We start from the raw sequence: 18,014 nt of genomic DNA on the forward strand, positions 1-18,014 counted from the left end.
TTCAAGCCAGCCGCCGCGGCGGCTCGGCGCCCCTGGTGAAGGCGTCGATGCACGCGACCATCTGCTGGTAATGCGTCTGCAGGCTCTCGCGTGTCGCGTAGCCGAGATGTGGCGTGATCACGACATTGTCGAGCTTGCGCAGCGGATGATCCAGCGGCAGCGGCTCGACCGCGAACACGTCGATGCCGGCGCCGGCGATCTTCTTGTCGCGCAGCGCCGCGAGCAGAGCGTCCTCATCGACGATCGGCCCGCGCGCGGTATTGACGAGATAGGCCGACGGCTTCATCCGCGCGATATCGGCGGCGCCGACCAGGCCGCGCGAGCGCGGGCTCAGCACGACATGGATGGTGATGATGTCGGCGGTCGCGAACAGTTCTTCCTTGCTGGCGTAGCCGACGCCGGCTTCCTTGCATTTCTCGGGCGTGAGGTTGGGACTCCAGGCGATGACGTTCATGCCGAACACCTTGGCCATGCCGGCGACCTTGCTGCCGAGCTTGCCGAGGCCGATGACGCCGAGCGTCTTGCCCTCGATCTCGGTGCCGGCAAACACCTGCCAGGGCTCGCCGGCGTGCATCCGCGCGTTCTCGCGGCCGATGCCGCGGGTCAGTTCCAGGATCAGGCCCATGGTCAGCGGCGCGGTGGGATCCTGGCTGTATTGCGTGCCGCAGAACACGACCTTGCGGTCCTTGAGCGCCTCGGCGTCGATCGCGGCGTTGCGCATGCCCGAGGTGATCAGCAGCTTCAGCTTCGGCAGCTTCTCGATCAGCGTGCGCGGGAACGGCGTGCGCTCGCGCATCGCGCAGATGATCTCGGCGTCCTTCAGCTTGCTTGCTGCGTCAGCCTCGTCCGCGAACGGCTTGTCGAACACGGTGACGTCGACCCGGTCCTTGATCGCCGGCCAGTCGGCCACCGAGAGCGCGAGGTCGAAATAGTCGTCGAGGATTGCACAGCTGAGCCGCGTCATTGGCAGGTCCGTTCATGGCGAGAAGGACGGCGCGAAATGAGCCGTCGAGGGGCCGCCATGGTTGCGCGCAATCGGCAGGCGCGCAAGCGGACGTGGCTTCAAAAACCGGCGATTGCTCGGCGGGTATGCTTGTGGATCAGGACTTGTGCGTCTTCGCGGTCCGGATGTCGGCGAGCATCGTCTGCACGGCGGGTGACAGCGCCATCTGCTTGGCGCGCCAGGCCGGGCCCGGGCCGCGCATATAGTGCAGTTCCGGCCGGTAGGTGCTGAACGCCTTGGCGGCGAACGCATGCCAGAACGCGCGGAATTCGGCGAACAGCGCTGCCGTGCTCCGGGTCGCCGGGCGCAGGGGAGATGCCGAGATGATGGTAGCCATGACGCGGCCTCTGCTGTTTCGGTCGCGGTTTTGCCGCGAAAAACGCCTTTTCCGGCGTTCGAGACGAGTTTTGGCCTGATTTATTAAAAGATGGTTTCAATTGTCGTGATCCGGCGCACACAGGGGTGAGCCCGCGCGCATATGGTGTCGGACCCGTTACCGCGCCGCTGAAAGGGCTGAAAACCCATCGCCCGCGGTTGCGCTTTCAGGGGCCGGCCGTTACATCGGCGGCAGCAAAATTTCCACAAATCGGATCGAATTCAGGGACAGCGGATGGCGCGCCAGTTCATCTATTTCATGCAGGGTCTGACCAAGAGCTATCCGACCCGCAAGGTGCTCGACAACATCCACCTCAGCTTCTACCCGGACGCCAAGATCGGCGTGCTCGGCGTCAACGGCTCGGGCAAGTCGACGCTGCTCAAGATCATGGCCGGGCTCGACAAGGAATATAACGGCGAGGCCTGGGTCGCCGAGGGCGCCCGCGTCGGCTATCTCGAGCAGGAGCCGCACCTCGATCCCGCGCTCAACGTCCGTGACAACGTCATGCTCGGCGTCGCCAAGCAGAAGGCGATCCTGGATCGTTACAACGAGCTCGCCGTCAATTACTCGGACGAGACCGCGGACGAAATGACCAAGCTGCAGGACGAGATCGAGGCCCAGGGCCTGTGGGATCTCGACAGCAAGGTCGACCAGGCGATGGACGCGCTGCGCTGTCCGCCCGACGATGCCGATGTCACAAAACTGTCAGGCGGTGAGCGCCGCCGCGTCGCGCTGTGCCGGCTGCTGCTCGACCAGCCGGAACTGCTGCTGCTGGACGAACCGACCAACCATCTCGACGCCGAGTCGGTGTCGTGGCTGGAAGGCCATCTGCGCAACTATCCGGGCGCGATCCTGATCGTGACCCACGACCGCTACTTCCTCGACAACGTCACGAGCTGGATCCTCGAGCTCGACCGCGGCCGCGGCATTCCCTACGAGGGCAACTACTCGTCCTGGCTGGTGCAGAAGCAGAAGCGGCTCGAGCAGGAAGGCCGCGAGGATGTCGCGCACCAGAAGACACTGGCCCGCGAGCAGGAGTGGGTGGCGTCCTCGCCGAAGGCACGCCAGGCCAAGTCGAAGGCGCGCTACCAGCGCTACGAGGAACTGCTCAAGAAGGCCAGCGAGAAGCAGACCCAGACCGCGCAGATCATCATCCCGGTCGCCGAACGCCTGGGTGCAAACGTCGTCGACTTCGAGGGCCTCAGCAAGGGCTTTGCCGATCGCCTCCTGATCGACGATCTCACCTTCAAGCTGCCGCCCGGCGGCATCGTCGGCGTGATCGGCGCGAACGGCGCCGGCAAGACCACGCTGTTCAGGATGATCACCGAGCAGGAGGCGCCGGACAAGGGCACCATCACGGTCGGCGAGACCGTGCATCTCGGCTATGTCGACCAGTCGCGCGACGCGCTCGAGGGCAACAAGACCGTGTGGGAAGAGATCTCCGGCGGCAACGAGCTGATCCTGCTCGGCAAGAAGGAAGTCAATTCGCGCGGCTACTGCTCGGCGTTCAACTTCAAGGGCGCCGACCAGCAGAAGAAGGTCGGCGCGTTGTCCGGCGGTGAGCGCAACCGCGTGCATCTCGCCAAGATGCTGAAGTCGGGCGCCAACGTGCTGCTGCTCGACGAACCGACCAACGACCTCGACGTCGACACGCTGCGCGCGCTGGAAGAGGCTCTGGAGGATTTCGCCGGCTGCGCCGTCATCATCAGCCACGATCGCTGGTTCCTCGACCGCATCGCGACCCACATTCTGGCCTTCGAGGGCGACAGCCACGTCGAATGGTTCGAAGGCAACTTCCAGGACTACGAAAAGGACAAGATGCGCCGGCTCGGCCAGGACAGCATCATCCCCCACCGCGTGAAGTACAAGAAGCTGACGCGGTGATCTAAGGGGTTCAGTCGATCGCAGCTCCCGTGCTGCGATCGACTTCTCTCTCAGCTTCCGGTCCATGGCCGATCCGTAATGCCGACTGCGGCCAGTTGTCGCTTTTCAATCCAGCGGGATTGCGTAGATAGAGCGCTCCGCACTCCAATCCCGCGAGCACTCCAACATGTCCGCCACGTCAGACGCGCGCGTCTCTGCAAAGGGCCTGCGTCCCGTTCCCATGCTGATCTTCGGGTCGCGCTGGCTGCAATTGCCGCTCTATGTCGGCCTGATCATCGCCCAGGGCGTTTACGTGGTGCTGTTCCTCAAGGAACTCTGGCACCTGTTCGCCCATTCGTTCGATTTCAGCGAGCAGCAGATCATGCTGGCCGTCCTCGGCCTGATCGACGTCGTCATGATCTCGAACCTTCTGGTGATGGTGATCGTCGGCGGCTACGAGACGTTCGTGTCGCGGCTCAATCTGCAGGGTCATCCCGACGAGCCGGAGTGGCTCAGCCACGTCAATGCCAGCGTGCTGAAGATCAAGCTGGCGATGGCGATCATCGGCATCTCCTCGATCCATCTGCTGCGCACCTTCATCGAGGCGGGCGCGCTGGCGTCGGGCAAGAGCACCTACACCGAGACCGGCGTGATGTGGCAGACCATCATCCACTGCGTGTTCATTCTGTCCGCGATCGGCATCGCCCTCGTCGACAAGCTCTCGAACGATTCGATCGAGGGCGCCAAGCAGCAGGCCGGGCATTAGTGCGGCCCCCGGCAGGCTCCGCGGTTCACAGCAATCCGGTGTCGTGATAAGTCTCACGACACGAACATGACTGGCGCTCAGCGCGCCCAGTGCACCGCTGCGAACAGGCTGCTGGATTTGACATTCCTCCGCGCGCTCGCCTTCGGGCTCCTGCTGGCATCCTCACCCGTCGTCTCGCCCGCGCGCGCCGCTGACGCGGCCTTCACCCAGTTCATCGCCTCGCTGTGGCCGGAGGCGCAGGCCGCCGGCGTCTCGCGCGCGACCTTCGATCGCGAGACGCGAGGCCTCGAGCCCGACTACAGGCTGCCAGATCTGATCCTGCCCGGACGTCCCAAGACCGGCGCGCCGGCGCAGGCCGAGTTCGTGCAGGTGCCGGCCGATTACGTCAGGGAAGCTTCGATCGCGCGGCTCGCCGGGGAAGGGCAGCGGCTGCTGCAAAAGTATCGGCCCGCGCTCGATCAGATCGAAAAGCGCTTTGGCGTACCGGCCACGATCGTGCTGGCGATCTGGGGCCGCGAGACCGACTACGGCCGCTACGCGCTGCCCTACGACACGTTGCGCGTGGTGGCGACGCAGGCCTATGTCGGCCGCCGCAAGGACCAGTACCGCACCGAGTTCATCCTCGCGCTGAAGATACTCGGCGAGGGCGTGGTGACGCGCAAGGAGATGACCTCGTCCTGGGCCGGCGCCACCGGTTACACCCAGTTCCTGCCGTCGGAGTACTACAAGCACGGTGTCGATCTCGACGGCGACGGCAAGGTCGACATCTGGCACTCGGTGCCCGATGCGCTCGCCTCCGCCGCGCAGCAGCTCGTCAACAAGGGCTGGCAGCCCGGCGTGCGCTGGGCCTATGAGGTGACGGCGCCCGGCAATGTCGATTGCACGATGGGCGTGCCTGAGGTCACCAAGCCGATCGGCGAGTGGCTGCGTGCGGGTTTCGTGCCGGTGCGCGGCGCGAAGCTCAGCGCCGCCGAGCAGGCGCGGCCCGCCTCGCTGCTGCAGCCGGAGGGCATCTACGGCCCGGCCTTCCTGACCACGCAGAACTACTTCGTGATCAAGGAGTACAATTTCTCCGATCTCTACGTGCTGTTCGTCGGCCATCTCGCTGACCGCATGACGACCCCGTTGCCGTTTGCAACGCCATGGTCGGCGTCGAAGCAGCTGCGGTCGACCGACGTCGAGGCGATGCAGCAGCATCTGACCCGGATCGGCCTCTACAAGGACAAGCTCGACGGCAAGGCCGGGATGCAGACCCGCGCCGCGCTCGGCGCCTATCAGAAGCAGGCCGGGCTGAAGGTCGATTGCTGGCCGAGCGAAGCGGTGTTGCGGGCGATGAGTGCGGCGCGCTGACCAGCGTATTTCCCTGAGCAAAGAAAAACCCGGCCGCGAGGGGCCGGGTTTCGAAAGCGAAAGCGGAAGTCCGCGTCGGCGATCAGTCGCAAACCTGCACGCGGCGGAAGCGCCAGCCGTAGCCGTCCCAGAACCGCTCGCGAACCCAGCGGCACGGAGCTTCTTCGACATAGGTCGGGCCGGGCGCGACATAGACCGGCGCAGGACGGCTGCCGGCGATCGCGCTGCCGAGCAGGGCACCGCCGACCAGGCCGCCGACAACGCCGGCTGCGACGGCGCCGTCGCCGGCCTTGGCGGCCGGAGCAACGGCCAGCGAACCGGCGATCGTGGTGACAGCGACAAGGGCAGCTAAAGTCTTCTTCATGTCTTTGGCTCTCCTGGAAAGAACGGCGCCATGGTTCGGCGCCTGGGTTTGGGTGACTCGCACGCTGGTCTCGAACTGCTGTCTTGCTAAACAGCGCAGAACAGTCAATCGAAAGTAAACGTTCGCAGGCTCATGGCGGGAAAAAGCGGTTTTTTCTGGCCATCGGAAACAGTTGGCCCGGAAAGCAGTGGTTTTCCGGGCCCATCTGGTTCGATTTAATCAAGATGAACGAGGTTTAGTCGCAAACCCTGACGTTGCGAACGCGCCAGGCGTAGCCGTCCCAGAAGCGCTGGCGCTGCCAGAAGCAGCCGGGAGGCGGGCCGTAACCGGGTTCGGCGACATAGGCCGGACCAGGCGCGTAGTAGCCGGGGCCGTAATAGCCGTTCTGTGATGCGATCGCGCCGCCGACGATGGCGCCGCCGATCAATCCCGCAGCGACGCCGGCAGCGACACCGCGTTGCGCCTGGGCGGGGGCGGGCACCGCCACCGCCGAAACCGCCAGAGTGGCGACGGCGCAAAGCGCCAGCAGGGTTTTCTTCATGGCCTCCAACCTTTCTCTCATGAGCAAAGGACAGCAAGCGGTCTGTCTGGCTCGAAAGTTCCATATTCCGCTTGAACGATCAATGAACAAGCCCGCCGCATTTGGGCGTCGAATACCGGCAAGCTTATGGAAAATCCCGCGGGCGCAACACCGGGAAATGCGCTGCTCGACCTGCTTTTGCGTTGCGGTGGTGATCAGGCGCCAAAATGGCGAAAACAACCCCATGCAAAGTAGCCGGCGGTGGTCGCATGCACAATTTAGACTCGTTCCAGAATGAATCCCGCATCAGTTTGGAATTGCTTCAAAAAGCGCTTTTTCCTTTTGCATCGGAGACCGGCGGACAATATCGATAATGGTCAGTATCACCGACCGACCTGCAAGCTCTGATGATTGTCTGCTCCTGTAACGTCCTCAGCGACCACGATGTCCGGAACGCCGTGAAGGCGGGTGGATCTGCGACTCGCCATGCCAAGCAGGTCTATGGCTGCCTCGGCTGCAGCGCCGAATGCGGCCGCTGCGCCCGCACCATCAAGGCGATCATCGACGAGGCGCTGGGACCCTGCGCCAAGGCCTGCTGCGCCGGCTGCCCGCACAGCCACCCCCATGCGGCCAACGAAGACGCCGAGCCGGCGAACTTCGCCCTCGCGGCCTACTGAGCCCCCAACCTCATCGGAATCCGGTTTTCCACCGCGCCGTTCCGCGCGAAGCGGTTGCTTGTGCCGGTAATCTGATTTAGAAGCGTTCTAAATTGAGATTTCCGGCCAATCCGGCCGGCGACAGGTGGAGTGGATCATGCAAGGCGACCCGAAGGTCATTGATTATCTGAACAAGGGGCTGCGCAGCGAGCTGACCGCCATCAACCAGTACTGGCTGCACTACCGCATGCTGGGCAACTGGGGCCTCATGGAGATGGCCAAGGTCTGGCGCAAGGAATCCATCGAGGAGATGGAGCATGCCGACAAGTTCGTCGACCGCATCCTGTTCCTCGACGGTTTCCCGAACCTGCAGGTGCTCGATCCGCTGCGGATCGGCCAGGACGTCAAGGAAATCATCGAGTGCGACCTGGCGGCCGAGATCAGCGCCCGCACGCTGTACCAGGAGGCGGCGACCTACTGCCACGGCGTCAAGGACTATGTCAGCCGCGACCTGTTCGAGAAGCTGATGAAGGACGAGGAAGAGCACATCGACTTCCTCGAGACCCAGCTCGACCTCATCAAGCGCATCGGCCTCGAGCTCTACACCCAGAAGCACGTCGGCCACCTCAAGAGCGACGAGTCCTGACCGGCGCCGGCCGATCAGCAAAGCCATTGCCAATGCAGAAAGGCCGCCCATTGGGCGGCCTTTTCGATTTCAGATGCACCTGGTCAGATCGTCAGTAGCAGCGGGTGATGTTGACGGTGCGGTCGCCGCCGCGGCCCGGAACGACCACGCTCTCGGTCGGGCAGCTCGACACGTAGGGGCGATCCGACGGCACGACGTTCGGCGGAAAGCGGTGTGCCCAGTCCCAGGGAACGTCATAGGTGTAGGTGTAGCGGATGTCGTTCGGGATCGCCGGCGCGGCCTGCGCGACCGGCTCGCCGGGATAATACGAACCGCCGTAGAATCCGCCCGGGAAGAAGCCGCCCGGCACCCGGCCGCCATGGTGGCGGAATGCCGGATGCGGACCGGCAAAGGCGCCGCCGCGCGGCGCTGCAGCCACTCCGCCGGATCGCGCGAAGGTCTCGGTCGCAGAGGAAAACATCAGCGCTGCAACGCCGATGGACGCCGCAAGCGCCCCAAAGGTTCGATACGCCATGGCACGCACCACTCGATTACGCATTGTGCGGACGCTAGGCCGCGCAAGGCGGCCCCCGCAAACTCATAGTTAATTAATGGTTAAGAATTAAGGTTAACAGACCGTTGCGCTTCAAAACCGCGGGAGGCGGCTTCATGTCGCGTCACAACTGGGTCTTGTAGCGCTCGTAGACCGCCTCCTGGCTCTCCGGCTCGCCGAGCGTGGTCTGGTCGTGGATCACCTCGCTGATGCTCGGAAAGACCTGGCGTTCGACGCGCGTATCCGCCGCCCACAGCTTCGAGCGCATCAGCGCCTTGCCGCAGTGGAAATAGGCTTCCTTGACCTCGATGCGCAGCACCGCGCGCGGCGGTTTGCCGAACTCGATCATCGCGGCGAGCAAGTCCGGATCGGCCGACAGGCGGCCCCTGCCGCCGACGCGCAGCGTCTCATCGATGCCGGGCACGAAGAAGATCAGTTGCACGAAACCGGAGCCCTCGACGATGTTGCGGAAGCTGTCGATGCGGTTGTTGCCGGAGCGGTCCGGCATCAGGAGCTCGTTCGGCCCGGCGACGCTGACGAAGCCCGGTGTGCCGCCGCGCGGTGAGGCATCGACGCTGCCGTCGGAGGCCGAGGTCGCCAGCACGCAGAACGGCGACATCTCGATGAATTTTCGCGCATGCACATCGATCTCCGGGCGTGCCTTCGCGATCACGCGCGCGGTCGGCTGCGGATAGATCGTGGCGAGGTCGGAGGCGGCAAGATCGGTCACGGCGGATCTCCGGTGCTGTTGCGCCTGACACTAGCACCATGGGCGGCGACCGTCATTTCGATGTCATCTAGACTGCACCCGGCGGAAACGAAGCAGCTGATGATGACGGCGCAGTGCGAGACGCGCACCGCGCTCAGGACGATGTCTTCCGCGCCGGCCTTGCCGGCTTCGCCGCGATATTGCCCCACGCCATCTTCAGTGCGCTGCGCAGCGTCGTCGGGTCGGCCTTCGCCAGCCGGACATTGGTGCTGCCGGACTTGCCCCAGCCGCCCGGCACGGGCCGGAAGATCTCCGGCTCCGCCGCGACCACCATCGCCTGCTGCTCCGGTGTCAGCTTCACCATGCCCCAGGCATCATCGGGATAGCCGAGCGTTGCGAAGATGCGTTTTCCCAAGCGGAAATCGGCGCGGCCCATATGCGCGCCCTCGACCGCCTCGGGCAGGCTCAGCGCGATCTTGCGGAAGCGGGCTTGCGACATCGGCCGGCTCCGATCGTCGCTACATCTGCGGTGCGGTCTGCAGCAGCTCCTGCAATTGCCTGGCGTAGAATTTGGCGTTGCCGGTGGTGAGATGGCCGCGCGTCTCGCTGCTGGCCGGGATCAGATAGATGCTGCCGTGCTTGATCCGCTTCACCGCGGCTTCGGTCACGCCGGTCTCCGGCGGATTGCGCTCGTCATCGGCGGCGTTGATCGCAAGCAGCGTGGCCTCGATCTTCTCCATTCCGGCCGACGGATCGTAATCGTGCGAGGCCTCCCACTGATAGACATAGTCGTTGGCATCTGCGGTGACCGGCAGCGCGAGCTGCTCGTTGACCAGCTTGTCGGCTTGCGGCGCTGTCGGCGCCAGCGTCTGGTAGCCGAGCGTGCCGCCGGCGCTGGCGAAGCGATAGGCGGCGATGGCGTATTTCATCATCCGCGGCGGGCTCGTGTAATTGCCGTCCTTGTAGTCGGGATCGCTCCGGATCGTCTCCAGCATCATCCGCCGCAGCATCCAGTTGCGCGCCGCCATCGCGGTCGGCTGCGAGGCCATCGGCACCAGCACGTCCATTGCATGCGGATAGCGCACGCCCCAGATCCAGGTGTGCATGCCGCCCATCGAATTGCCGATCACGAGCCGCAGGTGCTTGACGTTGAGGCCTTCGGTGACGAGCCGGTACTGCGCATCGACCATGTCGTTGTAGTCGTATTTCGGAAAGCTGGTCCGCATCGCATCCGACGGCTTGGAGGATTTGCCGTGCCCGAGGCTGTCGGGGATGATGATGAAATATTTGCTGGCGTCGAGCGGCTGGCCGGGGCCGAACAGCTCACCGGCAAAGGTCGGCGTCAGCAGCGCGGCAGCCGAGCCGCCGGAGCCGTGCAGCACCAGGACCGGCTGGCCGGTCGGCGCGCCGATCGTGGTGTAATGCAGCCGCAACTCCGGCATCACTTCGCCGCTGTGGAACTTGAAGTCCTTCGCAATCCACTCGCCATCCTTGGGCGCGGGGTAATCTGCAGCCATCACCTGTACCGACATCGAGACGAGAGCGGCCACCAGCGCCGCACACCAACGGATCATGCTGCTTCTCCCCGGGCGCGGCGCCTTTGTCCAGCCGCTTGGATGCAAGCCTAGCATGATGGCGCCGCTGTCCTAGAGGTGTACCGTGCGGCCAGCAAAGAATTGTCTAGCTCTCTTTCAGCACATTCAGCGCATACCATCCCCAATAGACCCGGTGGCGATGGATCAGGCCGTCTTCGATCTCCATGATCTCGACGAGGTCCATCTGGTCGCCGTCCGGCGACTGCCGCGGATATTCCCAGGTCAGGATCCGGCCGTCGCTGAAGAAGCCCTGCTTGAAGCGCCGGCGCTGCGGCGGGTTGGTCTGGAACACGCGCGTGATGAACGTCCGCAGCGCGTCCGTGCCGCGGACGATGCCCTCACGCGTCTGCATCAGATGCTGCACCAGCGGGCTCTCGATCGAGGCATCGGGCGCATACAGCGCCAGCGCCGCCTCGAGGTCCTTGTGGCCGAGCGCTTCGTCCCAGAGCCTGTAGATGCGTTCCGCGTCGTTGTTGCTGGCTGTCATGGTGGTTCCTTCTGTGCGGTTGGACATGCCCGGATTCCAGCCGAAGACGAGGCCGTGTTGTTTCAGGAAAAGCTGAAATGAGTTTCGCGGCGTGACGAATGCGGATACGAGGTTACGGTCGATGTGGAGGACGCTGACATGGAGTCAGCCCGATCGGTGCAGACAGGCTTTTCGCGGATTGCCGAGGCGCTGGGCGATCCGGCGCGCGAGGCGATGGTGAGCGCCTTGGCCGACGGCAAGGCGTTGCCCGCCGGCGAGCTTGCCTCGGTGGCCGGCATCTCGCCGCAGAGCGCGAGCGCGCATCTGCAGAAGCTGGTGGATGCGCGCGTGTTGTCGGTCTGGGCGCAGGGGCGGTTCAGATATTACCGGATCAGGGACGACGACGTCGCCGCGCTGATCGAGACCCTGGTCGATCTCGCGGCCAAGAGCACGGCCAATCGCAAGCGCGCGCTGCCGGCCGAGCAGCTCAGGCAGTCGCGCACCTGCTATCACCATCTGGCGGGCCAGCTCGGCGTGCTGCTCTCGAATGCGCTGATCCGCCGCCGGTTCGTCGCGATCGACGGCCGCAGCGGTCAGGTGACCGGGCAGGGGCTGGCCTGGTGCCGCGCCGAAGCGATCGATTTCGATGCGGCGCGGCAACCGCATTGTCGGCTCTGCAACGACTGGACCGAGCGCGTGCCGCATCTCGCGGGCCCGTTTGCCAACGCCGTTCTTGCGCGGCTGCTCGCGACTCGTTGCGTTGCGCCGCATCGCATCCCGCGTGCGCTGCGGATCACCGACAAAGGGCGGGCATTCTTCGATCGGCTCGGCGTACAGGTTCCGTTCTGAGCCGGGACGGCTGCGCAGTGACGCAGCGGCGGCACTGCGCTCCCTCGCCCCGTTCTTACGGGGAGAGGGTTGGGGTGAGGGGCTGTTTCCGCAAAGACGGTGACGACTGAATTTGCGGAGACTCCCCCTCACCCGGAACGCATCTGCGATGCGTTCCGACCTCTCCCCGCAAGCGGGGCGAGGTGGAAATAAGGTCATCGCTTCTAGCGGCCGTCCTCGACCTCGGTCTCAGGCCGGTCATTGCCGTCGGCGGTCTCGGTCAGCCACTTGCCGTCCGACGTCTCGTACTGGATCGCCTCGGTACGGCCCGGCACGCGCTGTTCGTTTGCGGCGCGCCGCGCCGCGGCAAGCGCCGCCGCATGGGTGGGAAACGGCTCCGAAAACACCCCGTTGACGGTATAGGCCCAGCCGCCGTCGTGCTGGACGACCTTGTAGGTCACGTGGCTCATCGGGAACCTCGCTCCGCCGTGGACCATGGGGCTGCCAGATTAGCCCACGATGTCGTATTTTGCAGCAGCCGATCGTCCTAGGAGCCTGATCCGGAACGCCGCCCCGTCAGCCGGGGACGGAGGGAGACCATTATGTGCCGCAACATCAAGACGCTGTTCAACTTCGAGCCGCCTGCCACCGAGGACGAGATCCACGCCTCGGCGCTGCAATTCGTGCGCAAGCTGTCCGGCTTCAACAAGCCGTCGCAGGCCAATGAGGCCGCCTTCAACCTTGCCGTGACCGAGGTCTCCGAGGCGGCGCGGCGGCTGCTGACCTCGTTGCACACCACGGCGCCGACGCGCGACCGTGAGGTCGAGGCGGAAAAGGCCAAGGAGCGTTCGCGGCTGCGGTTCGGCTGAGGCGTGGTGCGGCGGCGTTCCGTGACGTAGCTCACGGTAGCGCGGCGTCAAGGCGGGCCATGATCGCCCTTCACCCCCGGCGCCGGAGCGATGCCATGAAGTCTGCCGTCCTGCTCATCCTCGGTTCGATCGCGTTCGCCGTTCTGTGGACCGGCGGCATGCTGTGGTCGAGTGGCACAGTCGACAAGACCGACGTCATCATCCTGTCGGTCTGCGGGGTATTCGCCGGCATCGCCTGGTACTATGCGATGCGCTGGGTGTTCCAGCACATCATCAATGTCGATCCGCCATACCCCCTCCCGCGCAATCCCGCCGCGGAGCGGTGGGCATCGAACAAGGTCGAGCGCGATGATGATCGATCGGCCCGGCTGGGCGATAAGTGCCGGCGAAGCTGAGGACGCGAAGGGCTACTTCTTGTCCTTCTTGCGGTGCTTCTTCTTTTTCTTGCGATCGCCGTCTTCATCGTCATCCTCGTCGAAGCCGTCGGCATCGACGTCAAGGGCGATCGCCTCGGCGGCGGCGCGTTCGATCGCGTCGCGCTCGGCCTGTTCGGCAGCTTCGCGCTCCCTCGTGCGCTTGTAGTCCTCATAAGCGTCGAAGATCATGTGCAGCCACGGCATCACCTGGTCGATCGACGGCAACTGGCCGGGCGGGCCGGCTTCGCCGCGCGGACCTGCCGGTCCCTGCGGCCCTTGCGGACCCTTCTCGCCGCGCGCTCCCTCGGGGCCGGCCTTGCCCGGCTTGCCCTGCGGCCCGGCCTTGCCGACCGGCCCGGCCTTGCCCACCGGGCCCGGCTTGCCGCGCGCGCCTTCCGGCCCCGGCCGCCCCGGGTGTCCCTGCGGACCCGGACGGCCCGGCTCGCCCTGGCGGCCCTGCGGCCCTTGCGGGCCCCGTTGGCCCCCGCGCGAAGTTGTGTCGTCAGCCACTGATATGCTCCGTCGAAATGCGAAGCCGCTTGTAACAGAGGTTTGACGGCGGCTTCAATTCTGCCGGCCCGCGCGATCAACAGTCATAATCGGCCGGAGGCGAGGGAGATTGCGTTGCGGTTGCTGACGGACATGCGCGGCGATGCTGCGGGCGGCGAGGGGACGCAGACGCTCGATATCGTGGTGACGCGTGACGATCTGCGCGACGAAGCGGCCTTTCGCGCCACCGGCGTCCTCGATCTCTACCAGCAGCTGTTTCCCGCGAACGAGCGCGACAGTGCCGACGATATCGTGCGCTGGGTGCTGTCGGAGGATGTCGGGCGGCGGGAGCAGTTCACGCTCGACGGCCGCGAGATCTCATACTGTCTCGACTCGCGCTGCTTCATCCTGCGCGCCGCGCAGCGCGCGATCGGGCTCGGCTTCTTCACCTACGACCACGCCAGCCGACTGGTCTTCTGCAACTATGTCGGCGTAGCGACGGCGTGGCGCGGCGGCGGTCTGGCGCGGGCGTTCTATCGCGAGATGGCCGGCATGCTCGATGCGCTGTTTCCCGGCAATATCGGCGTGGCGCTCGAGGTCGAGCCGTTCGATCGCGATCAGGCCGAGGCGGTCATCACCGATCTCGAACACACGGGCAGGCGGCAGCTCGCGGCCGAAGAGCAGGCCGCGATCCGCAGATTGCTGCGGGTGCGCTGGTATGACGCGCTCGGCCATTCCGTGTTCTGCGATGCGCGCACGAAGCGGCCGCTGTGCTGCCGCTCGCCCTGTCTCGATCCATCGCTGCCGCAGGCGGACTGGGCCGGCGCGGAGGAGGATTACTGGCTGATGTGGCAGGCGCGAACGAGCGCACCGCCCGCGTCGGTCAGTTCAGGCGAGCTCTGGCAGACGACGGTCGAGGCGATCTATGTCGAGATCCTCGCAAAGTCGCTGGTCGCCGAGGCTCCGCAAAGCCGGCGCGACTATTGGCACTATGCGACGTCGCTGGTCGCGCAGACGCTGCGACAGGGGGCGGCGGCCGAGATAGCCCTCGCACCCTGTCTCGCTGCGGCGGACAGCTTGCTGTTACAGCGTTGGCGGCGTCTCGCGATCGACCTCGCGATCTGAACCTCAGCCGGCCGCGTTCTCGCAATACGCCGGCACGTCGATGCCGTCGGCGGAGTATTCGCGGATCTTGTTGCGCAGGGTGCGGACCGACAGGCCGAGCACGCGCGCAGCGCGGGTGCGGTTGCCGTCGCAGCGCGCCAGCGTTTGCAGCACGAGCTCGCGCTCGACTTCATCGACGGTCGCGCCGATCAGCAATGGTACGATTTCATTTGGAGAAAGCGACGGCTGCGCCGCTTCTCGCGAAGCCAGGGTGAACGCATAGGACATGATAATCTCCCGACCAACGCCCGCCTCGTCGATGAAGCGGATCGAGTACCCAACTACCCCAAAGCCCGTGTTTCCACGGTCGGCCAGTTTGGTTAACAGGTCCTTAACGCGCGTCTAACTGTTTGCTTCGCAACGAAAATACCCCGAAATCGCCACGATTGCGTTGCCGGCGTCACAGTGTCCGGTAGCCGCCGTCGACCATGACGATCGAGCCCGACACATAGGCCGACATGTCGGAGGCGAGGAAGATCGCAGGGCCTACGATGTCCTCCGCCTTGCCGGCGCGACCGAGCGGGGTGTGGTCCATGAACACCTTCACCAGATCGGGATTGGTGGCGCGCACCTTCTCGTTCAGCGGCGTCTCGATGAAACCGGGGCCGATCGCATTGACGCGCACGCCGTCCTTGCCGAGCTCGGCGGCGAGCGCCTTGGTGAAGCCGAGCACGCCGTGCTTGGAGGCGGTGTAGGCCGGCGAACTCGGCGTGCGCAGATGCACGAAGGACTGGATCGAGCCGATATTGACGATGCGTCCCTTGTTCTTGCGCAGCGCTGCGAGGAACGCATGCGTCACGTTGAAGACGCCGGTGAGGTTGATCGAGATGATGTCCTCCCAATCCTTGATCACGGCCTCGTCCGCGCCGAGCATGCCGTTGCGGCGCGCGATGCCGGCATTGTTGACCAGGATCGAGACCTCGCCGATCTTGTCCGCCACCTGTTTCGCCATCGCGATGCAGGCGTCGCGATCGGTGACGTCGAGCGCAAAGCTTTCCGCCTTGCCGCCGGCGTTGAGGATGTCCTGTGCCGCCGATGCAGCGGCGTCGGCGTTCTGGTCGAGCAGCACGGTGCGCGCCCCCTCGCGTGCATAGCCGATCGCGATGGCGCGCCCGATGCCGGAGCCCGCACCGGTGATGACGGCGGTGTGATTGTCGAGAAGGGGCATGGCGTTTCCTCGTTTGATTTTGCAGCGTTGTCGACAACACTATTCAAAACTGCGCCAACCGAAACGCCAAGCCGCGTTTGCGCGTTGCTGTCATCCAGATTTGGATAACAGAGGTTCAAGATATGGACCCGCAGGTCAGACAATGGAAACTCGCGATCGAGCGCTTCGGCGCGGCGCACGATCCTGACTATAACGAGATGGCCCGGATGGTCGCCGAGATCGCCGCTGGCGATGTCGACGAGACGCTGCGGCAAGCAGCCGCACAGGTGCTGCCGATCCTGCGCCAGGCGGCGGCAAAATCCGCCGACCGCCGCACCAGGGCGATGGCGCTGCGCCGGCTCGGTCTCGTCAGCGATGCGCTGCACATGCTCGCCGCGCCGCGGTTCGGCCGTCGCGGCTTGCTGCGAAGGTGCTGACGCGGGAAGACCGGCAACTGCTCGGCCTGCCGCTCAACCGCCACCTTGCGCAGCGCTCACCGCGGCATGGATGGCGCGGCAATGCCGCACGATGTTGTCGTGGGCGACCACGAACTGCTTCAGCGGCGTCTCGATATCGTAGAAATAGATGTTGGCGATGAAGCCGTAGATGCCGGCATCGATGGCGGTCGGCGTGGCGCCGTGCACATAGCCCTGCTGCGGGATCAGCGCCGCGATCGCGGCGAGATCGGCAAGGCCGCGCGCCATCGCCGCGTCGGGATCGAAGCGGCCGATGCCCTGGTAGTAGTAGCGCTGGGCATTGAACTCCTTCGCCTTGACGAGGATCTCGTCGGTCACCGCCGGATGCTCGCGCTTCAGCGCGTCGCGGAAAAAGTGCCAGTAGCGCTCGTCCTGCCAGCGCGAATACGACATCACCCAATAGAGGTCGTCGAGCATCCGCGTGATCAACAGGTTCTGGGTCCGCTGTTGCGCCGTCAGCGCGGCATCGATCGTGAGCTGATATTTTTTGGTGAGCCAGGCGAGGATGGTCTCGCTGTCGCCGATCGTGTCAGCGCCGCCGACGATATAGGGCAGCTGGGCGCGCGGCGCCTTCGAGGCGTCGAAAATGTGCTCGTGGTGAAACGGCACGCCGGCGAGCTTCAGGAAGGCAAACACCTTCAAGCCGTAGCCGTTGTTGTCGGCGACGCCGAACAGCGGCGGGTAGGAGTAGAGCGTGAGCATGTCGCACCGTCCCGAAGGTTTGACGAGTGAGCTTCACGGCAGGATAACGTCGTCGGGGAAAAGCGCCAGTGCGCCCGCCATCGCGCCTTCGAAACGCGAAGGGTGGGCACGGCGCCGACGCGCCGTTGCCCACCAATTCGAACGCGGCTCAGAACGTGCAGGTGCCGCTGTTGAGCATGCCGGTCTTGAGCGCGAAGGCGGCATCGAAGGTCGGTAGCTCGACGCTGACCACGGCGAAGTTCGCCGGCCACGGCGTGGTCGGGATGCTCTGATCCCAGATCTGGCAGAAGCCGGTGTCCTGCCAGCGGATCAGGTGATAGGGCGAGGCGCTGGCCGGGCTCGCCGCGGCGAGCGCAGACACAGTGACGGCAACGGCGGCACAGGCGATCGAGAGGCGGCGCATGGGGAAATCTCCAGTGTGAAAAAGTGTACGCTCCGCAGGGCAATGTCGGAGCTCAGGGGCCGATCGCCCCGGACATGCAGTGAGTATTGCAATCCCGCGAACAGGTTCAACGCGGATGGCGCGGCGGATTTCGCCGTGAACGTCCCGAATTGCGCCATCGAACATGCTAGCTAAGCTCAAAGAGCGGCGATTCGTATGCGTCGCCACATGAGCAATTCCCGGGGAGACCGCCCATGAGACTTTCATCCGCCCTTCGTGCCGCGCTGGTTGCGCTGACCGCTTTCGCAGGCCTCGCCTTCGCTTCCGCGGCGCGCGCCGACTCCGGCTTCGTCACGCTGACGATCTACAAGGCGGGCTGGATCATCGGCGGCTCCGGCGGCGGCGGCGTGCTGACCTTCCGTGGCCGCCGCTATGCGCTCTCCACCGGCGGGCTCGATTACGGCCTCGTGTTCGGCGGCTCCAAGACCGTGCTGCGCGGCCGCGTCAGCAACATCAACCGCCCGAGCGATGTCGCCGGCGTCTACGGCGCGGCCGGTGCGGGGCTTGCGATCGGCCGCGGCGCGCGCGCCATCGTGCTGACCAACCAGAAGGGCGCGGTGCTCGAGCTGACCGGTCACCAGGTCGGCTTGATGGCCAATGCCGACCTGAGCGGTCTTGCGATCACGATGCGGTAG

26 protein-coding genes are annotated in these 18,014 nt (G+C 65.1%); 11 read left to right on the forward strand and 15 right to left on the reverse strand.

Going from position 1 to position 18,014, the window contains the following annotated elements:
• Position 1: 1 nt before the first annotated feature.
• Together JQ633_RS09690 and JQ633_RS09695 are read right to left on the reverse strand one after the other, a co-directional pair.
• Positions 2–964, reverse strand: coding sequence for a D-2-hydroxyacid dehydrogenase family protein (locus JQ633_RS09690; protein ID WP_211984758.1), 963 nt, complete (start codon positions 962–964; stop codon positions 2–4).
• Between the two features lie 136 nt (positions 965–1,100).
• Entirely contained in the window at positions 1,101–1,340 is a 240-nt protein-coding gene (locus tag JQ633_RS09695; RefSeq protein ID WP_211984759.1) for a hypothetical protein, read from the reverse strand.
• A 273-nt stretch (positions 1,341–1,613) separates the two neighbouring features.
• Here JQ633_RS09695 and ettA point away from each other — a divergent pair, with 273 nt between their 5' ends.
• The 3 genes from ettA (at position 1,614) to JQ633_RS09710 (ending at position 5,358) form a co-directional block, all read left to right on the forward strand.
• Positions 1,614–3,263 carry an energy-dependent translational throttle protein EttA gene (ettA, locus tag JQ633_RS09700; protein WP_211984760.1) on the forward strand — a complete coding sequence of 550 codons (1,650 nt, stop codon included), beginning with the start codon at positions 1,614–1,616 and terminating at the stop codon, positions 3,261–3,263.
• A gap of 166 nt (positions 3,264–3,429) precedes the next feature.
• Positions 3,430–4,008 carry a TIGR00645 family protein gene (locus tag JQ633_RS09705; protein ID WP_211984761.1) on the forward strand — a complete coding sequence of 193 codons (579 nt, stop codon included), beginning with the start codon at positions 3,430–3,432 and terminating at the stop codon, positions 4,006–4,008.
• 66 nt (positions 4,009–4,074) lie between these two features.
• Entirely contained in the window at positions 4,075–5,358 is a 1,284-nt protein-coding gene (locus tag JQ633_RS09710; protein ID WP_211984762.1) for a lytic murein transglycosylase, read from the forward strand.
• Positions 5,359–5,440: 82 nt separating this feature from the next.
• Here the strand turns inward: JQ633_RS09710 and JQ633_RS09715 are convergent, their stop codons facing one another.
• Positions 5,441–5,722, reverse strand: a complete 282-nt coding sequence (locus JQ633_RS09715) for a hypothetical protein (RefSeq protein WP_211984763.1) — start codon at positions 5,720–5,722, stop codon at positions 5,441–5,443.
• Between the two features lie 235 nt (positions 5,723–5,957).
• Positions 5,958–6,263 (reverse strand): hypothetical protein, encoded by a 306-nt coding sequence (locus JQ633_RS09720; protein WP_211984764.1) that lies wholly within the window; start codon positions 6,261–6,263, stop codon positions 5,958–5,960.
• A 386-nt stretch (positions 6,264–6,649) separates the two neighbouring features.
• On the opposite strand from JQ633_RS09720, the gene JQ633_RS09725 reads away from it, so the two are divergent.
• On the forward strand, positions 6,650–6,919 hold the full coding sequence (locus JQ633_RS09725) for a (2Fe-2S)-binding protein (RefSeq protein WP_211984765.1): 270 nt from the start codon (positions 6,650–6,652) through the stop codon (positions 6,917–6,919).
• A gap of 136 nt (positions 6,920–7,055) precedes the next feature.
• Complete coding sequence (bfr, locus tag JQ633_RS09730; protein ID WP_211984766.1) at positions 7,056–7,544, forward strand: bacterioferritin; 489 nt, start codon at positions 7,056–7,058, stop codon at positions 7,542–7,544.
• 91 nt (positions 7,545–7,635) lie between these two features.
• Here bfr and JQ633_RS09735 read toward each other — a convergent pair whose 3' ends face one another.
• From JQ633_RS09735 to JQ633_RS09755, 5 genes are all read right to left on the reverse strand, one after another.
• Complete coding sequence (locus JQ633_RS09735) at positions 7,636–8,058, reverse strand: hypothetical protein (protein WP_211984767.1); 423 nt, start codon at positions 8,056–8,058, stop codon at positions 7,636–7,638.
• A gap of 142 nt (positions 8,059–8,200) precedes the next feature.
• Complete coding sequence (locus JQ633_RS09740; RefSeq protein WP_211984768.1) at positions 8,201–8,806, reverse strand: pyridoxamine 5'-phosphate oxidase family protein; 606 nt, start codon at positions 8,804–8,806, stop codon at positions 8,201–8,203.
• A gap of 133 nt (positions 8,807–8,939) precedes the next feature.
• Positions 8,940–9,284: an MmcQ/YjbR family DNA-binding protein gene (locus JQ633_RS09745; RefSeq protein ID WP_211984769.1), complete on the reverse strand. Its 345-nt coding sequence runs from the start codon at positions 9,282–9,284 to the stop codon at positions 8,940–8,942.
• A 19-nt stretch (positions 9,285–9,303) separates the two neighbouring features.
• Complete coding sequence (locus JQ633_RS09750) at positions 9,304–10,359, reverse strand: alpha/beta fold hydrolase (protein WP_211984770.1); 1,056 nt, start codon at positions 10,357–10,359, stop codon at positions 9,304–9,306.
• A gap of 106 nt (positions 10,360–10,465) precedes the next feature.
• Entirely contained in the window at positions 10,466–10,894 is a 429-nt protein-coding gene (locus JQ633_RS09755; protein ID WP_249159057.1) for a nuclear transport factor 2 family protein, read from the reverse strand.
• A gap of 111 nt (positions 10,895–11,005) precedes the next feature.
• On the opposite strand from JQ633_RS09755, the gene JQ633_RS09760 reads away from it, so the two are divergent.
• Entirely contained in the window at positions 11,006–11,695 is a 690-nt protein-coding gene (locus JQ633_RS09760) for an ArsR/SmtB family transcription factor (RefSeq protein WP_211984771.1), read from the forward strand.
• A 203-nt stretch (positions 11,696–11,898) separates the two neighbouring features.
• Here JQ633_RS09760 and JQ633_RS09765 read toward each other — a convergent pair whose 3' ends face one another.
• Positions 11,899–12,144, reverse strand: coding sequence for a DUF2188 domain-containing protein (locus JQ633_RS09765; RefSeq protein ID WP_211984772.1), 246 nt, complete (start codon positions 12,142–12,144; stop codon positions 11,899–11,901).
• Positions 12,145–12,276: 132 nt separating this feature from the next.
• Here JQ633_RS09765 and JQ633_RS09770 point away from each other — a divergent pair, with 132 nt between their 5' ends.
• Positions 12,277–12,543: a DUF2277 domain-containing protein gene (locus JQ633_RS09770; RefSeq protein ID WP_211984773.1), complete on the forward strand. Its 267-nt coding sequence runs from the start codon at positions 12,277–12,279 to the stop codon at positions 12,541–12,543.
• Between the two features lie 95 nt (positions 12,544–12,638).
• Positions 12,639–12,938, forward strand: a complete 300-nt coding sequence (locus JQ633_RS09775) for a hypothetical protein (protein WP_211984774.1) — start codon at positions 12,639–12,641, stop codon at positions 12,936–12,938.
• Positions 12,939–12,950: 12 nt separating this feature from the next.
• Here the strand turns inward: JQ633_RS09775 and JQ633_RS09780 are convergent, their stop codons facing one another.
• The gene (locus tag JQ633_RS09780) at positions 12,951–13,469 is read right to left on the reverse strand and encodes a collagen-like protein (protein WP_211984775.1); all 519 of its coding nucleotides are present in this window, start codon (positions 13,467–13,469) and stop codon (positions 12,951–12,953) included.
• A gap of 114 nt (positions 13,470–13,583) precedes the next feature.
• On the opposite strand from JQ633_RS09780, the gene JQ633_RS09785 reads away from it, so the two are divergent.
• The gene (locus tag JQ633_RS09785) at positions 13,584–14,573 is read left to right on the forward strand and encodes a hypothetical protein (protein ID WP_211984776.1); all 990 of its coding nucleotides are present in this window, start codon (positions 13,584–13,586) and stop codon (positions 14,571–14,573) included.
• A 3-nt stretch (positions 14,574–14,576) separates the two neighbouring features.
• Here the strand turns inward: JQ633_RS09785 and JQ633_RS09790 are convergent, their stop codons facing one another.
• Positions 14,577–14,840 carry a helix-turn-helix domain-containing protein gene (locus JQ633_RS09790; RefSeq protein WP_211984777.1) on the reverse strand — a complete coding sequence of 88 codons (264 nt, stop codon included), beginning with the start codon at positions 14,838–14,840 and terminating at the stop codon, positions 14,577–14,579.
• 172 nt (positions 14,841–15,012) lie between these two features.
• On the reverse strand, positions 15,013–15,780 hold the full coding sequence (locus JQ633_RS09795) for an SDR family NAD(P)-dependent oxidoreductase (RefSeq protein WP_211984778.1): 768 nt from the start codon (positions 15,778–15,780) through the stop codon (positions 15,013–15,015).
• Positions 15,781–15,902: 122 nt separating this feature from the next.
• Between JQ633_RS09795 and JQ633_RS09800 the strand changes: the two genes are divergently transcribed.
• Positions 15,903–16,196, forward strand: coding sequence for a hypothetical protein (locus JQ633_RS09800; protein WP_249159059.1), 294 nt, complete (start codon positions 15,903–15,905; stop codon positions 16,194–16,196).
• A 33-nt stretch (positions 16,197–16,229) separates the two neighbouring features.
• Here the strand turns inward: JQ633_RS09800 and JQ633_RS09805 are convergent, their stop codons facing one another.
• Positions 16,230–16,937, reverse strand: coding sequence for a glutathione S-transferase C-terminal domain-containing protein (locus tag JQ633_RS09805; RefSeq protein WP_211984779.1), 708 nt, complete (start codon positions 16,935–16,937; stop codon positions 16,230–16,232).
• Positions 16,938–17,085: 148 nt separating this feature from the next.
• On the reverse strand, positions 17,086–17,340 hold the full coding sequence (locus tag JQ633_RS09810; RefSeq protein WP_211984780.1) for a hypothetical protein: 255 nt from the start codon (positions 17,338–17,340) through the stop codon (positions 17,086–17,088).
• 233 nt (positions 17,341–17,573) lie between these two features.
• Between JQ633_RS09810 and JQ633_RS09815 the strand changes: the two genes are divergently transcribed.
• Positions 17,574–18,014, forward strand: coding sequence for a hypothetical protein (locus tag JQ633_RS09815; RefSeq protein WP_211984781.1), 441 nt, complete (start codon positions 17,574–17,576; stop codon positions 18,012–18,014).

Source organism: Bradyrhizobium tropiciagri (genome assembly GCF_018130505.1).
Classification (GTDB): Bacteria; Pseudomonadota; Alphaproteobacteria; order Rhizobiales; family Xanthobacteraceae; genus Bradyrhizobium; species Bradyrhizobium tropiciagri_B.

Excerpts from the sequence above, each read along its gene's own strand:
- ettA (WP_211984760.1), top strand. The coding sequence starts at position 1,614 with ATGGCGCGCCAGTTCATCTATTTCATGCAGGGTCTGACCAAGAGCTAT.
- JQ633_RS09795 (WP_211984778.1), bottom strand. The coding sequence starts at position 15,780 with ATGCCCCTTCTCGACAATCACACCGCCGTCATCACCGGTGCGGGCTCC.
- bfr (WP_211984766.1), top strand. The coding sequence starts at position 7,056 with ATGCAAGGCGACCCGAAGGTCATTGATTATCTGAACAAGGGGCTGCGC.
- JQ633_RS09735 (WP_211984767.1), bottom strand. The coding sequence starts at position 8,058 with ATGGCGTATCGAACCTTTGGGGCGCTTGCGGCGTCCATCGGCGTTGCA.
- JQ633_RS09805 (WP_211984779.1), bottom strand. The coding sequence starts at position 16,937 with ATGCTCACGCTCTACTCCTACCCGCCGCTGTTCGGCGTCGCCGACAAC.
- JQ633_RS09790 (WP_211984777.1), bottom strand. The coding sequence starts at position 14,840 with ATGTCCTATGCGTTCACCCTGGCTTCGCGAGAAGCGGCGCAGCCGTCG.
- JQ633_RS09755 (WP_249159057.1), bottom strand. The coding sequence starts at position 10,894 with ATGTCCAACCGCACAGAAGGAACCACCATGACAGCCAGCAACAACGAC.
- JQ633_RS09810 (WP_211984780.1), bottom strand. The coding sequence starts at position 17,340 with ATGCGCCGCCTCTCGATCGCCTGTGCCGCCGTTGCCGTCACTGTGTCT.
- JQ633_RS09750 (WP_211984770.1), bottom strand. The coding sequence starts at position 10,359 with ATGATCCGTTGGTGTGCGGCGCTGGTGGCCGCTCTCGTCTCGATGTCG.
- JQ633_RS09725 (WP_211984765.1), top strand. The coding sequence starts at position 6,650 with ATGATTGTCTGCTCCTGTAACGTCCTCAGCGACCACGATGTCCGGAAC.
- JQ633_RS09715 (WP_211984763.1), bottom strand. The coding sequence starts at position 5,722 with ATGAAGAAGACTTTAGCTGCCCTTGTCGCTGTCACCACGATCGCCGGT.
- JQ633_RS09690 (WP_211984758.1), bottom strand. The coding sequence starts at position 964 with ATGACGCGGCTCAGCTGTGCAATCCTCGACGACTATTTCGACCTCGCG.
- JQ633_RS09775 (WP_211984774.1), top strand. The coding sequence starts at position 12,639 with ATGAAGTCTGCCGTCCTGCTCATCCTCGGTTCGATCGCGTTCGCCGTT.
- JQ633_RS09720 (WP_211984764.1), bottom strand. The coding sequence starts at position 6,263 with ATGAAGAAAACCCTGCTGGCGCTTTGCGCCGTCGCCACTCTGGCGGTT.
- JQ633_RS09695 (WP_211984759.1), bottom strand. The coding sequence starts at position 1,340 with ATGGCTACCATCATCTCGGCATCTCCCCTGCGCCCGGCGACCCGGAGC.
- JQ633_RS09710 (WP_211984762.1), top strand. The coding sequence starts at position 4,075 with ATGACTGGCGCTCAGCGCGCCCAGTGCACCGCTGCGAACAGGCTGCTG.
- JQ633_RS09705 (WP_211984761.1), top strand. The coding sequence starts at position 3,430 with ATGTCCGCCACGTCAGACGCGCGCGTCTCTGCAAAGGGCCTGCGTCCC.
- JQ633_RS09770 (WP_211984773.1), top strand. The coding sequence starts at position 12,277 with ATGTGCCGCAACATCAAGACGCTGTTCAACTTCGAGCCGCCTGCCACC.
- JQ633_RS09765 (WP_211984772.1), bottom strand. The coding sequence starts at position 12,144 with ATGAGCCACGTGACCTACAAGGTCGTCCAGCACGACGGCGGCTGGGCC.
- JQ633_RS09800 (WP_249159059.1), top strand. The coding sequence starts at position 15,903 with ATGGACCCGCAGGTCAGACAATGGAAACTCGCGATCGAGCGCTTCGGC.
- JQ633_RS09815 (WP_211984781.1), top strand. The coding sequence starts at position 17,574 with ATGAGACTTTCATCCGCCCTTCGTGCCGCGCTGGTTGCGCTGACCGCT.
- JQ633_RS09760 (WP_211984771.1), top strand. The coding sequence starts at position 11,006 with ATGGAGTCAGCCCGATCGGTGCAGACAGGCTTTTCGCGGATTGCCGAG.
- JQ633_RS09745 (WP_211984769.1), bottom strand. The coding sequence starts at position 9,284 with ATGTCGCAAGCCCGCTTCCGCAAGATCGCGCTGAGCCTGCCCGAGGCG.